13 protein-coding genes are annotated in these 13,032 nt (G+C 64.1%); 8 read left to right on the top strand and 5 right to left on the bottom strand.

The window, feature by feature from the left end; all coding sequences use genetic code 11:
• Window positions 1-60 precede the first annotated feature (60 nt).
• The 3 genes from ispH to rnhA are packed head-to-tail and all read left to right on the top strand — an operon-like array spanning window position 61 to window position 2,480.
• Window positions 61-1,029: a 4-hydroxy-3-methylbut-2-enyl diphosphate reductase gene (gene ispH / locus BM374_RS12665; protein WP_092292500.1), complete on the top strand. Its 969-nt coding sequence runs from the start codon at window positions 61-63 to the stop codon at window positions 1,027-1,029.
• A gap of 6 nt (window positions 1,030-1,035) precedes the next feature.
• Entirely contained in the window at window positions 1,036-2,019 is a 984-nt protein-coding gene (locus BM374_RS12660) for a homoserine kinase (RefSeq protein ID WP_092292498.1), read from the top strand.
• Window positions 2,016-2,480, top strand: a complete 465-nt coding sequence (gene rnhA / locus BM374_RS12655; RefSeq protein WP_092292496.1) for a ribonuclease HI — start codon at window positions 2,016-2,018, stop codon at window positions 2,478-2,480. Before BM374_RS12660 ends, rnhA begins: the two co-directional genes overlap by 4 nt.
• 139 nt (window positions 2,481-2,619) lie before the next feature.
• Here rnhA and BM374_RS12650 read toward each other — a convergent pair whose 3' ends face one another.
• The 5 genes from BM374_RS12650 to BM374_RS12630 form a co-directional block, all read right to left on the bottom strand.
• Complete coding sequence (locus tag BM374_RS12650; RefSeq protein ID WP_092292494.1) at window positions 2,620-3,105, bottom strand: peroxiredoxin; 486 nt, start codon at window positions 3,103-3,105, stop codon at window positions 2,620-2,622.
• 108 nt (window positions 3,106-3,213) lie between these two features.
• A complete protein-coding gene (locus BM374_RS12645; RefSeq protein WP_092292492.1) occupies window positions 3,214-3,768 on the bottom strand; it encodes a DUF924 family protein in 555 nt (184 codons plus the stop codon).
• 15 nt (window positions 3,769-3,783) lie between these two features.
• Window positions 3,784-5,469, bottom strand: coding sequence for a long-chain fatty acid--CoA ligase (locus BM374_RS12640; protein ID WP_092292490.1), 1,686 nt, complete (start codon window positions 5,467-5,469; stop codon window positions 3,784-3,786).
• Between the two features lie 194 nt (window positions 5,470-5,663).
• A complete protein-coding gene (locus BM374_RS12635; protein ID WP_092292488.1) occupies window positions 5,664-7,133 on the bottom strand; it encodes a serine hydrolase in 1,470 nt (489 codons plus the stop codon).
• Window positions 7,134-7,322: 189 nt separating this feature from the next.
• Complete coding sequence (locus tag BM374_RS12630; RefSeq protein WP_092292486.1) at window positions 7,323-9,131, bottom strand: glucan ABC transporter ATP-binding protein/ permease; 1,809 nt, start codon at window positions 9,129-9,131, stop codon at window positions 7,323-7,325.
• A gap of 306 nt (window positions 9,132-9,437) precedes the next feature.
• On the opposite strand from BM374_RS12630, the gene BM374_RS12625 reads away from it, so the two are divergent.
• The 5 genes from BM374_RS12625 to BM374_RS12605 all read left to right on the top strand — a co-directional run bounded on the left by BM374_RS12625 (window position 9,438) and on the right by BM374_RS12605 (window position 12,972).
• Window positions 9,438-9,812 (top strand): hypothetical protein, encoded by a 375-nt coding sequence (locus BM374_RS12625; protein ID WP_244552580.1) that lies wholly within the window; start codon window positions 9,438-9,440, stop codon window positions 9,810-9,812.
• Between the two features lie 103 nt (window positions 9,813-9,915).
• Window positions 9,916-10,320, top strand: a complete 405-nt coding sequence (gene hisE, locus BM374_RS12620) for a phosphoribosyl-ATP diphosphatase (RefSeq protein WP_092292484.1) — start codon at window positions 9,916-9,918, stop codon at window positions 10,318-10,320.
• A gap of 55 nt (window positions 10,321-10,375) precedes the next feature.
• Window positions 10,376-10,957 (top strand): YqaA family protein, encoded by a 582-nt coding sequence (locus tag BM374_RS12615; RefSeq protein WP_092293411.1) that lies wholly within the window; start codon window positions 10,376-10,378, stop codon window positions 10,955-10,957.
• A gap of 46 nt (window positions 10,958-11,003) precedes the next feature.
• Window positions 11,004-11,543, top strand: a complete 540-nt coding sequence (locus BM374_RS12610; RefSeq protein WP_092292482.1) for a hypothetical protein — start codon at window positions 11,004-11,006, stop codon at window positions 11,541-11,543.
• A 28-nt stretch (window positions 11,544-11,571) separates the two neighbouring features.
• Window positions 11,572-12,972, top strand: a complete 1,401-nt coding sequence (locus BM374_RS12605; RefSeq protein ID WP_092292480.1) for an aspartate ammonia-lyase — start codon at window positions 11,572-11,574, stop codon at window positions 12,970-12,972.
• Window positions 12,973-13,032 lie beyond the last annotated feature (60 nt).

The raw sequence follows: 13,032 nt of genomic DNA, 5'->3' as shown, positions 1-13,032 counted from the left end.
TCCACCCATGACCGCCCCCGCCAGAAGGCGAAACGGGTGATTCGGTCCCGAGATCGCTCAATGTCAGCCAAACCAGACCTCAAGATCGTGCTTTGTTCCCCCCGCGGCTTTTGCGCCGGGGTGGTCCGGGCGATCGACACCGTGGAACGGGCGCTCGATAAGTATGGCGCCCCCGTCTATGTTCGCCATGAGATTGTACACAACAAGTACGTCGTCGATGGGTTGAAGAAAAAGGGAGCGATCTTCGTCGAGGAGCTCGCCGAGATCCCGGAGAACACCACCGCGCCGGTGGTCTTCTCCGCTCATGGCGTGCCGAAATCGGTTCCGGCCGACGCCACGTCCCGTAACCTGTTCTCGCTGGATGCGACCTGCCCGCTAGTGACCAAGGTGCACCGCGAGGCGGCGATCCACTTCAAGCGCGGTCGCGAGATCTTCCTGATCGGCCATTCGCACCATCCCGAAGTCGTCGGCACGCTCGGCCAGCTTCCGGTCGGCGCCGTCACCCTGATCGAAACCGCCGACGACGCCAAGACGATCAATCCGAAGGATCCTGATAACCTCGCCTTCGTGACCCAGACCACGCTGTCGATCGACGACACCGCGGAGATCGTGGCGCTGCTCAAGGAGCGCTTCCCGAACATCAACGGGCCGCACAAGGAAGATATCTGCTACGCCACCACCAACCGCCAGCTCGCGGTTAAGAAGGTGGCGCCGGTGGTCGATGCGCTGATCGTTGTCGGCGCCCCCAATTCGTCGAACTCGCAGCGCCTGCGCGAGGTCGCCGAGCGCGAGGGCTGCAAGATTGCGGTGCTGGCGCAGCGCGCCGCCGACATCGACTGGGACAAGTTCGGCAACATCACCAGCCTCGGTATCACCGCGGGCGCATCCGCGCCGGAGGTGATCGTGGAAGAGATCATGGACGCCTTCGCCGAGCGCTACACGCTGCACGTGGAGACGGTCTCGGCCGCGGAAGAGAACGAGTTCTTCCCGCTGCCGCGTCAGGTGCGCCCCGAAGCCGCCGCCGAGTAGACTTTTATGGCGGTCTACACCGACGTTGCCGCCGACGAGCTTGCGGATTTCCTGAAGCAATACGATCTCGGCGAATTGCTCTCCTACAAGGGCATCGCCGAGGGCGTCGAGAATACAAACTTCCTGCTGCACACGAGCAAAGGCTCGTTCATCCTCACGCTGTACGAGAAGCGCGTGGCGAAGAACGATCTGCCGTTTTTCCTCGCGCTGATGACGCATCTTGCCGAGCACGGCGTCAACTGTCCGCTGCCGGTAAAGGCGAAAGACGGCGAGGCGTTGCACGAGCTGCAAGGGCGCCCCGCTGCGATCATCACCTTTCTCGAAGGCGTCTGGCCGCGCAAGCCGAACGCGACGCATTGCGGCGGCGTCGGCGAGGGGCTTGCCAGGATGCATCTGGCCGGAGCGAACTTTGCGATCAAGCGCGCCAATGCGCTGTCGGTTGCGGGTTGGCGACCGCTGTTCAATGCGGCGGCCGACCGCGCCGACGAAGTGCAGCCGGGCCTGCGCGCGTTTCTCGCGGCCGAGCTCGATTATCTCTCTGGCGGCGTCTGGCCGAATACTCTACCCGAGGGCGTCATTCACGCCGATCTTTTCAATGACAACGTCTTCTTCCTCGGCGACAAGCTCTCAGGCATCATCGACTTCACCTTCGCCTGCAACGACATGCTGGCCTATGACGTCGCGATCTGCCTCAACGCCTGGTGCTTCGAGCCGGATCACTCCTTCAACGTCACCAAGGCGCGCGCTTTCCTCAATGCCTACGGCCGGGTGCGCAAGCTCTCGGAGGCGGAAGAGGCCGCGCTGCCACTGCTGGCGCGCGGCGCCGCGATCCGCTTCCTGCTGACGCGGCTGGTGGACTGGCTCAACGTGCCCGAGGGTGCGCTCGTGAAGCCGAAGGACCCGCTGGAATATGTCCGCAAGCTGCGCTTCCACCAGAGCGTCTCCAGCGTGCGCGATTACGGGCTGATGCCGTCAGGACTGGTCGCGTGAGCGAGCTTCCCAACGTCACGATCTTCACCGACGGCGCCTGCTCGGGAAATCCCGGGCCCGGCGGCTGGGGCGCGATCCTGAAATTCGGCGACAAGGAAAAGGAGCTGAACGGCGGCGAGCGCCACACCACCAACAACCAGATGGAATTGATGGCGGCGATCTCCGCGCTCGAAGCGCTGAAGAAGCCGTGCACCGTCGATCTCTACACCGACAGCCAGTATGTCCGGCAGGGCATCACCGGCTGGATTCACGGCTGGAAGCGCAACGGCTGGCGCACCGCCGACAAGAAGCCGGTCAAGAATGTCGAGCTGTGGCAGCGCCTGGATGCGGCGCTGAAGGCGCATCAGGTGCGCTGGCACTGGGTGAAAGGCCACGCTGGCCATCCCGAGAACGAACGCGCCGATCAACTGGCGCGGGATGGGATCGTAAAAGCGCGATTGCAGCAGCGGGTGGCGGAGTAGGAGCGCAAACGTCGCTCCACTCACAGGTTTCGTAGGGTGGGCAAAGCGAAGCGTGCCCACCGTCTTCTGATGAGGGAAAGGTGGTGGCACGGCGCAAGCGCGCCTTTGCCCACCCTACCGTACTGCCGCTGTGGCCGCCTTACAGCTGCCCCAGCAGCGTATCGCCGCCGGAGACCTCGACCTTGCCGGGCATGGCCTCGAGATTCAGCTTCTTGACCACGCCGTCCTCGACCAGCATCGAGTAGCGCTTGGAGCGGATGCCGAGGCCGTTGCCGGAGGCATCGAGCTCCATGCCGATCGCCTTGGTGAAGTCGGCATTGCCGTCGGCGAGGAAGACGGCCTCGTCGCGCTGGTCGGTGTCGCGCTTCCAGGCGTTCATCACGAAAGCGTCGTTGACCGAGACGATCGCGATGGTGTCGACGCCCTTGTCCTTGATGGCATAGGCGTTGAGGAAGATGCTCGGCAGATGCATCTTGTGGCAGGTGCCGGTGTAGGCGCCAGGCACCGCGAACAGCGCCACCTTCTTGCCCTTGAAGATATCGTCGGTGGTCTTCACCTGGGGGCCTTCCGCCGTCATCACGCGGAATTTCGCCTCGGGCAGCTTGTCGCCAACTTGAATCGCCATCGTCAGTCTCCCTGAAAATCGGTCCCGCTTTTTAGACCGTGGCGCGGGCCTGCACAATATTGCCGGCGAAGGAAGCCGACGGGCCGGCGGCCTTTCACCGTTATGTCATCAACCGGCAAAACCGCCGCCGTCGAGGAAAGCCTGCTCCTCCGGGGTTGTGTCGCGGCCGAGCAGGTGATTGCGGTGGGGGAAGCGCCCGAACCGCTGGATGATATCGGCGTGCTCCCGGGCGTATTTCTGGTTCTCGGTGTTGTCGGTGCGCTCGAACAGCGCAACGCAATGCAGCTGGTCGGGCAGGTGCTCGGAATGCATGAAAGGCATGTAGAGGAATTCGAGCAGGATCGGGTCGATCCTCTTGTCGACGCCCCGCGCGATGGCGCGGCGGGCGACGTCGCGCGCCAGCGCGTCGCTGGAAAAGGCTTCGCGCGTGCCGCGAAACATGTTGCGGGGAAACTGGTCGAGCACGATGACGAGCGCGAGCGCGCCGTCATCGCTGTCCTCCCATGCGGTGAGCTCGCCGGCTGTCGCCTTCTGCCAGAGCGGAACAAAGCGGCGGCGGACCTCCGCATCGAAGGCATCATTGCGCTTGTACCAGCGCTCGCGCCCGGCCTCGCGCCAGAAGGTGAGAATGCCGGATGGCGTGATGTCGCCGATGTCAGTCATGAAGCAACGGCGGCTTTACGCCGCCTGGGCTTTCTTCTCGTCGCGCAGCTCGCGGCGCAGGATCTTGCCGACATTGGTCTTGGGCAGGTCGGTGCGGAATTCGATGTGCTTGGGCACCTTGTAGCCCGTGAGCTGCTCGTGACAGAACTTGATCACGGCTTCGGCCGTGAGGTTCGGGTCCTTCCTGACCACAAAAGCCTTCACCGCTTCGCCCGACTTGGCATCGGGGATGCCGATCACGGCGCATTCGAGCACGCCCGGATGGCTCGCGATCACTTCCTCGATCTCGTTCGGATAAACATTGAAGCCGGAAACCAGGATCATGTCCTTCTTGCGGTCGACGATCTTGGTGTAGCCCTTCTCGTCCATCACGCCGATATCGCCGGTGCGGAAATAGCCGTCCGCGGTCATCACCTTGGCGGTCTCCTCGGGCCTGTTCCAATAGCCCGACATCACCTGCGGACCCTTGGCGCAGATCTCGCCGGGCTGCCCGAGCGGCACTTCGTTGCCGTCGTCGTCGCGGATCGAGATCCAGGTCGAGGGCACGGGAATGCCGATCGTACCCGTGAACTCCGTTGCCGTCGCCGGATTGCAGGTCAGCGTCGGCGAGGTCTCGGACAGGCCGTAGCCCTCGGCGATGAAGCAGCCGGTAATTGCTTTCCATTGATCGGCCACGGGGCGCTGCACTGCCATGCCGCCGCCGTTCGAGATCTTCAGCTTGGAGAAGTCGAGCTTCTTGAAGTCGGGATGATGCATCAAGCCGTTGTAGAGCGTGTTGACGGCCGGGAAGCTGTTGACCTGGTATTTTGCCAGCTCCTTGACGAAACCGGCGATGTCGCGTGGGTTGGGGATCAGCAGGTTGCAGCCGCCGGCGCGCACCGCGAGCAGGTAACAGGCCGTCAGCGCGAAAATGTGATAGAGCGGCAGCGCGCAGACGATCATGAGCTGCTCGACATGCGGCGGCGCATTGAGCGCCGGCTGCAGCCAGGCGTCGTTCTGCAGGACGTTGGCGACGATGTTGCGGTGGAGCAGCGTGGCGCCCTTCGAGACGCCGGTGGTGCCGCCGGTATATTGCAGGAAGGCGACGTCGCCGGGCGACAGCTTTGGCTTGTTGAAGGTCTGTCCGCGGCCGGCTGCGAGCGCATCGTTGAACGAGACCGCGCCCGGCAGCGACCATGCCGGTACCATCTTCTTGACGCGGCGGACGACGAGATTGACGATCACGCCCTTGAAGCCGAGCAGGTCGCCCATGCTGGCGACGATGACGTGCTTCACCGGCGTCCTCGCGATGACTTGCTCGACCGTATGGGCGAAGTTCTCCAGCACGATGATGGCTTCGGCGCCGGAATCCTTGAGCTGATGCTCGAGCTCGCGCGGGGTGTAGAGCGGGTTGACGTTGACGACCGCAAACCCGGCGCGCAGCACCGCAGCGGTGGCAACAGGGTATTGCAGCACGTTCGGCATCATGATCGCGACGCGGGCGCCGCGTTGCAGGCCGCGCCCCTGCAAATAGGCGGCGAGCGCCAGCGACATCTGGTCGAGGTCGCGATAGCTGATCGCCTTGTCCATGCAGATGAACGCCTTGCGGTCGGCGAACTTGGTGAAGCTCTCCTCCAGGAGGTCGACCAGCGATGCGTATTGCGTCGGCTCGATATCAGCGGGCACGCCGGGCGGATATTGTTTGAGCCAGATGCGCTCCATGGAAACTCCCCTCTCTTGCACCAGAGCCCGTTGTGTCTCGGGCTTGCCTCATTGCCGGCAGTATCGAGCCTGCCGGAACGGCTGGCAAGCGGTCGAGGCTTAGGACAAAGGCTGGGGAGTAGCTACTGGAATCATCGCAAATGGCTGCCGCAGGTGCGAAGAGCGGGTTCTGCCTGCAGGTTTGGCCCGGGAATCTAGCTGTTGTTGGCCGTGGGCTTCGGCGCAGGTTTTGTGGACGCCTTGGGCTTGGCAGGCTTGGCAGCCTGATCGCCGCTCGCCGGCTTGTCTGCAGGCTTGGCGGCCGCATGCTTGCTCGCCGCCGGCTTTGCAGCGGTTTTAACCTCGCCCTTTGCATCGCCCTTGGCCGAAGCGTCGGGCTTGGTCGTTGCCGGTTTCGCCGCGGCGGTCTTGTGATCGGCCTTCGCCTCCGTCTTGGCGTCACTGCCGGCGTCGGGCTTCTTGGCGATGCGCGACTTCTTGCCACGCGCCTTCGGCGGGTTCTGCTGGTCGGCGTCGGCTGCGACGGCTGCGACCAGGGCGGCACCGGTGCGGGTCGGGCCGGTATAGACCAGCACGGGCTCCGCGGCCGCAGGCGCTGAAGCCATCAGCTCGGAGGCCTTCATCAGCGGCGGCTGCAGCCCCGCGGTGAAGAAGGTCACCTGGGCTTCGCCACCGGTGGCGGAGGCCGAGCCGCTGGTGCCGCTGGTCGCGATCAGCGCATCGTCGTCGTCGCTGGCGGGGCGCTTGTGGTGACCACCGCACATCTCCTCGCGCAGGTTCGGCGGCGAGGCGTCGACCGGCACGAGGTTCTCGACGGTGCCGAGCGAGGGGCGCAGCCACGACAGATTGTCCTGGCTGAAGCCGCGCTCGAGCAGTTGCGCCGCCTTCACCGCGCGCGCAGTGCCGGAGTTGGCGCCGAGCACCACCGCGATCAGCCGACGGCCGTTGCGCGTGGCGGATGCCACGAGGTTGTAGCCCGAGGCGCAGATGAACCCCGTCTTGAAACCGTCGGCGCCGGGATAGCGGCCGATCAGCTTGTTGAAGTTCGGTGTGATGCGCTTGCCGAAGCGGATCGCCGGGATATGCACGAAGTATTCGTATTCCGGCAGGTCGCGGAGAAACGCGCGCGCGAGGATGCCGAGGTCGCGCGCCGAGGTGATCTGGCCGTCGGCGGGCAAGCCATTCGGGTTGACGTAGCTCGTCTGCGTCATGCCGAGCCTCTTGGCGGTATCGTTCATCATCGCCGAGAAGCCGTCGATCGAGCCGCCGACGCCTTCGGCCAGCACCACGGCCATGTCGTTCGCCGACTTGACCAGCATCATCTTCAGCGCGTTGTCGACGGTGAGCTGTGTTCCCGGACGGAAGCCCATTTTCGACGGCGATTGCGAGGCTGCGGTCGGCGACACCGTGAACAGGGTGTCGAGTGTGATCCTGCCGTCTTTCACCGCCTTCAGCGTCACGTAGGCGGTCATGATCTTGGTGACCGAGGCCGGGTACCAGGGAATGGTCGCGTTCTCCGCCTGCAGCACCTTGCCGCTGTCGGCTTCGATCAGCAGCAACGCTTCGGCGCTCGCCACGCGCGGCGCAAGCAAGGCACCGAAGGCGAGCGTCGCAGCCAACAGGTTGAACAGGGATTTGCGAAGCAGCGGGCGTAAAGCGTGCACTATCCGATTCCGGTCCTTGGAGATCCGCCTGATGCGGACGGCTCTCGTGATCTGATGTTCGGTTCTGAAATCCAGCGCCGCCGCTTGCGGCGTCGCAAACCTATACCGGCTCGTGCGTCGAGAATAGGGGCTTCGCTTGCGTATTCCGCAATGAAATAGGCTGAATTTCGACGGCGCTGCGGGGACTTGTTAAGGCGATTTGGCGGCAGAGGAAGCGGCCTCGGCGGCACTCACGCCGGCCCGCGCCTTTGCCTGCGCCTGTTCCTGCACCATGAACTGGGCCTTGGCGAGCTCGGCGAAATGGCCGCCTTTGGCCACGAGTTCATCGAAAGTTCCACTTTCGATCACGCGGCCATGCTCGAACACCAGGATCCGCGTGGCGTTGCGGATGGTGGAGAGGCGGTGGGCGATCACGAACGTGGTGCGTCCCTTCATCACTTCGTCGAGAGCAGCATTCACCTTGGCCTCGGTGACCGCGTCGAGCGCGCTGGTCGCCTCGTCCAGGATCAGGATCGGCGGGTCCTTCAGCAACGCGCGTGCGATCGACAGCCGCTGCCGTTCGCCACCGGAGAGCATGCGGCCGCGTTCGCCCGCATTGGTCTCAAAGCCGCCGCTGCGATCGATGAAGTCGATGGCCTGCGCGCGCTCCGCCGCCTTGCGCATCTCGGCTTCGGTCGCATCCGGCTTGCCGACGCGCAAATTCTCCGCGATCGAGCGGTTGAACAGCAGCGCTTCCTGGAACACGACGCCGATGTTCCGCCGCAGCGAGGTCAGCGTGACGCCGCGCACGTCCATGCCGTCGATCTTGATGAAGCCGGATTGCGGATCGAAGGCGCGGTGCAGCAGCGCAATCGCGGTGGACTTGCCGGCGCCGGTCGGGCCGACCAGTGCGATGGTCTGGCCGGGCAGTGCGGTGAAGGAGAGGTCCTCGACCGCCGGCCGTTTGCCGTCATAGGAGAAGGTGACGTCGTTGAATTCGACGAGGCCGGAGAGCCGGCCTGCGTCGATGGCGTCGGTCCGGTCGTGAACGGCAGGCACGGCGTCCAGCACGCCGAAAAACTCGCGCAGGCGCGGGGCTTCCATGAACACGTTGTTGATGAAGCTCACCACCTGCTCGAGCTTTTGGATCAGCAGCGTCGCGAAGCTCACGAACATCACGATCTCGCCGACCGAGGTCAGGCCCTGGTCATGCAGCGCGATGCCGAGCGTGAAGATCGCTAGCACGGTGATCGTGGTGGAGGCGCGCGTGATCACGGTGACGAGCGCCCACCAGGACAGCACGGGCATTTGCGCAGCGAGCAGCGCGTCGGCGACGGAGCGCAGGCCCTGCACCTCGGATTCGACGCGGACGAAGCTCTGCACCAGCGCGACATTGCCGAGCGCGTCGGAGGCACGCGCGGAGAGCTCGCTGTATTGCTCCTCGACCGCCATCTGCATGCCGAAAGTCTTGCGCACGACGAAGGTGGTCAGCGCGGTGAAGACGATGCACAGCACGAACAGCAGGATCGCCAGCCGCCAGTTCAGATAGAGCGACAGCGGCAGCAGCACCACGACCGACAGAATCGCGGCAAAGTGCTCGCGGAAGAAGCCGAGCCAGAGCCGCCACAGCGCGTCCGTGCCGTTGAGCATGACCTTCATCAGCCGGCCCGAATGGGTGCCGGAATGGAAGGTCAGCGGCAGCTGCAGGATGTGCTCAAAATAGCTCGTCAGCACCGCCTGGCGCTGACGGTGCGAGAGCCGGTCGGCCTGCAGTGCCACGAGCGCGCTGCAGCCGATCGTGAACAGCCCGAACGCGACCCAGGCGGCCAGGAACGGCCAGGCCGAGTCGGAGCCCGCGACCGTCTTGCCGGAGAGGACGTCGACGATCCGGCCGAACAACACGGGCTCTGCGAACTGCGAGCCCGCCAGCAGGAGGTTGGCGATTGCAAGCAGCCAGCCGAGCCCTGCCTCCTTGCCGAGCAGTTCGAGAACGCGGGTGTAGAGGCGGAGGATGGACATGCGGCAGGCGTTGACCCTGGGCGGTGTGACGATGAGGTTGCATTTTAAGCAGGGATCGCCGGCGAGATACAGCGAAGCTTTTTTGCAGGTTTGGCCGGTGTGTCCTCCCAGCGAGGCTGACCCGGCGTGCTGCCCGGGCCGCATGCTGCGTCCAACCTGAACGGGAGATGAGCGGAGGCTGCGTCATCATCACGCAACCTCGTTCAGCTTGTGTTGGGGTTGGGGAACCCAAGAAGGGACGCGGGTGTTTGAAGGACACGAGCCTGTCTCGACGCACCACTAAAGATCCCAAGGAGGGTCCACGTCATGTTTGACCGAATTTCGAGGTTTACCGGCCGCAAGGCCGTGCTCGCCACCACTGCGGTGCTGGCACTGACCACCGTCGCCCCCACCGCATCATTCGCAGGCGGCCGCCACTGGCATGGCGGCGGCGGTGCGGCCTTCGCCGGTGCGGCCATTGCCGGTGCCATCGGCACTGGCCTTGCAATCGCCGCAACGCGTGACGCCTACGCCTATGATGCTCCGGCTTATTACGCTCCCGGTCCGGTCTATTACGATGACGGTCCCGTCTACTACGGGGATCGGTACACCGGCCCGGGTAGTCGCGAATACCCGGGTAACGGCAGTGTCGGTCGCGACCCCTTTGCCAGTTGCAGCCGCGGCGGCGCAAATTGTTGGTAAGTCGTTGACCACGATAGGCTGGCGCGCGTGTCGCGTCGGCCCATTTTGCCTTTTATTGCAAGCGTTAACGCGTCGACCATTTGTTTAGAGTACTTTTGCCTACATGAGTGATTCGCTTGAGCGGCTATATCTGGCTGTGCTTGCGGCCAGGGATCTTGATCCGGCAACATCGCGCACTGCCCGGCTATTTCAGCGTGGGCCCTCCAAAATGGCGAAGAAGCTGGCCGAAGAGGCGATCGAGGTCGTCATCGATGCGGTCAACGGCGACACGGAGGCCGTGGTTCGGGAAAGCGCCGACCTGCTGTACAATCTCACTGTGCTCTGGGCTTCTGCCGGCGTACGCCCCGAAGACGTCTGGCGTGAAATGTCACGGCGGGAAGACATGCTCGGTATCGCCGAAAAGCTGCCGAAATCGTCGATGAAGCTGCCAAAAGTTGCGCCACAGCGCATCTCTGCCCGGCGTCCAATTGCCCCGCTGGAAGGCCGCGCGGCACGTAAACGGCACTAAAGCGCCACAAACTCACGATGGACAAATCCATCCCGTGGTGCTTCATCGCGGCACCATGCTGAAACGTATCTACGACTGGTGCATCGACGCCGCCCACAAGCCCTACGCGCTCTGGATCATGGGGGCCGTGGCTTTCGCAGAAAGCTCCTTCTTTCCCGTTCCCCCTGATGTGATGTTGATCCCGATGTCGCTGGCGCGCCCGCAGCGCGCCTGGGTCTATGCGGCGATCTGCACCGCAACCTCGGTGGTGGGCGGCCTGCTGGGCTATGCCATTGGCGCTCTGCTGTTTGACTCGGTCGGCCACTGGCTGATCCAGGTCTATGGCCTCGGCGACAAGGTCGATGCTTTTCGTGCATCTTATGCCCAATGGGGCGCGGTGATCATCCTGCTCAAGGGCCTAACGCCGATTCCCTACAAGCTCGTCACCATCACCTCGGGCTTTGCCGGCTACAATCTCGTCCTGTTCATCCTGTGTTCGATCGTCGCGCGCGGTGGACGCTTCTTTATCGTGGCGATCCTGCTCAACCGCTATGGCGACTGGATTCGCGAGCGGATCGAGCGGCATCTCGGCCTGTGGGTGGCGCTCGGCGCCGCGGTGCTGGTGCTCGGCTTCGTGGTGGCGATCAAGCTGATCTAACCCACAAAGCTTTGCCGCCGCGTCCGGTTCGGCTACGGTTGCGGTCATGATGGTTCGATCCGGCAGTCCGGTCCTGCGGCTGGTGACGCTGATGGCTGCGGCGCTTTCGCTCCTGCTGAGCTCCGGCGGGGCCGGCTGGGCGCAATCCGCACCGCCGGCGCTCGGTGTCCAGGAGCCGGGACCGCAGGCCGCAGCACCGTCCTCGACGCCTGCGCCGTCGAGTCCGGCATCAGGCGAGGACAATCCCGGGCTGATCAACGAGATGGGCAAGCTGTTCGACAAGCTGCCCTCGATCCTGCCGCCGATCAAAAGTCCCAGCGAGACCCTCGACAGTCTGTCGCGGCTGGCCAAGCCGTCGACCATGGTCTCGGGACGCGCGGCTTGCCCGGTCTCCTCGAACGGCGCACCCGACTGCAAGCCCGCCGCCGACCAGCTCTGCCAGAGCAAGGGCTACAAGGAGGGCAAGAGCCTCAACACCGACTCCGCCGAGAAGTGCTCGGCCAAGGTTCTGATTCCGGGCCGGCAACGCAAACCGGATGATTGCCGCACCGATACCGTCGTCACCAGCGCGTTGTGCCAGAATTGACGCCGCGCGCGAGCAGCAAGGAGCGCCCATGAGCCGCTACGAGCAGGACTTCCTCGGACAGCGTGAGATCGCCGACGACATCTACTACGGTGTCCAGACCATCCGGGGTAAGGAGAACTTCCACATCACCGGCATTCCGATGAACCAGGAGCCTTACTTCGTGAAGGCGCTGGGCTACGTCAAGAAGGCCGCGGCGATGGCCAATCGCGATCTCGGCGCGATTGATACGAAGGTGGCCGACGCGATCATTGCCGGTTGCGACCGCGTCATCGCCGGCGACATGATGGACCAGTTCGTCACCGACTTCATCCAGGGCGGCGCCGGCACTTCGACCAACATGAACGCCAACGAAGTGATCGCCAATCTCGCGCTGGAGTCGCTCGGCTTTGGCAAGGGTGACTATCAGCACGTCAGCCCCAACGATCACGTCAATTACGGCCAGTCGACCAACGACACCTATCCGACCGCGTTTCGGCTGGCGCTGATCCTGCGCCTGGAAAGCTACATGACGGCGCTGCGCCAGCTGCAGGAGGCGTTCTTCGCCAAGGGCCGCGAATTCGACCGCGTGCTGAAGATGGGCCGCACCCATCTCCAGGACGCAGTCCCGATGTCGCTCGGGGCCGAATTCCGGGGATGGGGCACCACGATCGGCGAGGAGGTCGACCGCATCTCGGAAGCGCGTGCGCTGCTGCGCGAGATCAATCTCGGCGCCACCGCGATCGGCACTTCCGTGACGGCTGCGGTCGGCTATCCCAAGCTCGCGGTCCGGCACCTGAGCGCGCTGACCGGTGTCGACTTCATTCTCGCCGGCGATCTGGTCGAGGCGACGTCGGACACCGGCGCTTATGTGCAGCTCTCGGGCGTGCTCAAGCGCACCGCGAGCAAGTTGACGAAGATCTGCAACGACATTCGCCTGCTCGCCTCCGGCCCGCGTGCCGGCTTCAACGAGATCAACCTGCCGCAATTGCAGCCGGGCTCCTCGATCATGCCAGGCAAGGTCAATCCGGTGATCCCCGAAGTCGTCAATCAGACCAGTTTCCTCGTCATTGGCCTCGACACGACGGTGACGCTGGCGGCCAGTGCCGGCCAGCTCCAGCTCAACGTGATGGAGCCGGTGATCTCGTTCGCGCTGTTCTTCTCGATCCGCACCATGGAGCGCGCCGTCAACAGCCTGCGCGAGAATTGCGTCGTCGGCATCACCGCCAACGAGGAGCACACCCGCAACATGGTGCTGAACTCGCTCGGCATCGTCACCGTGCTGAAGCCGCTGCTGGGCTACAAGCAATGCGCCGAGATCGCGCGCGAGGGCTACAAGAGCGGCAAGTCCTTGCACCAGATCGTCGTGGTCGAACGCAAGCTGCTGACGCAGGAGAAGTGGGACGAGATGTTCTCGTTCGAGCGGCTGATCAATCCGGATTTGATTTCTTGACGTCATTCCGGGGCGCGCGAAGCGCGAACCCGGAATCCATCGGGCGGCAACACGAATGGC

The sequence above is a fragment of the Bradyrhizobium sp. Ghvi genome, assembly GCF_900115265.1.
Lineage (GTDB): Bacteria > Pseudomonadota > Alphaproteobacteria > Rhizobiales > Xanthobacteraceae > Bradyrhizobium.
The sequence above is the reverse complement of the archived record's forward strand: the minus strand, read 5'-3'. Positions and strand labels throughout refer to the sequence as shown.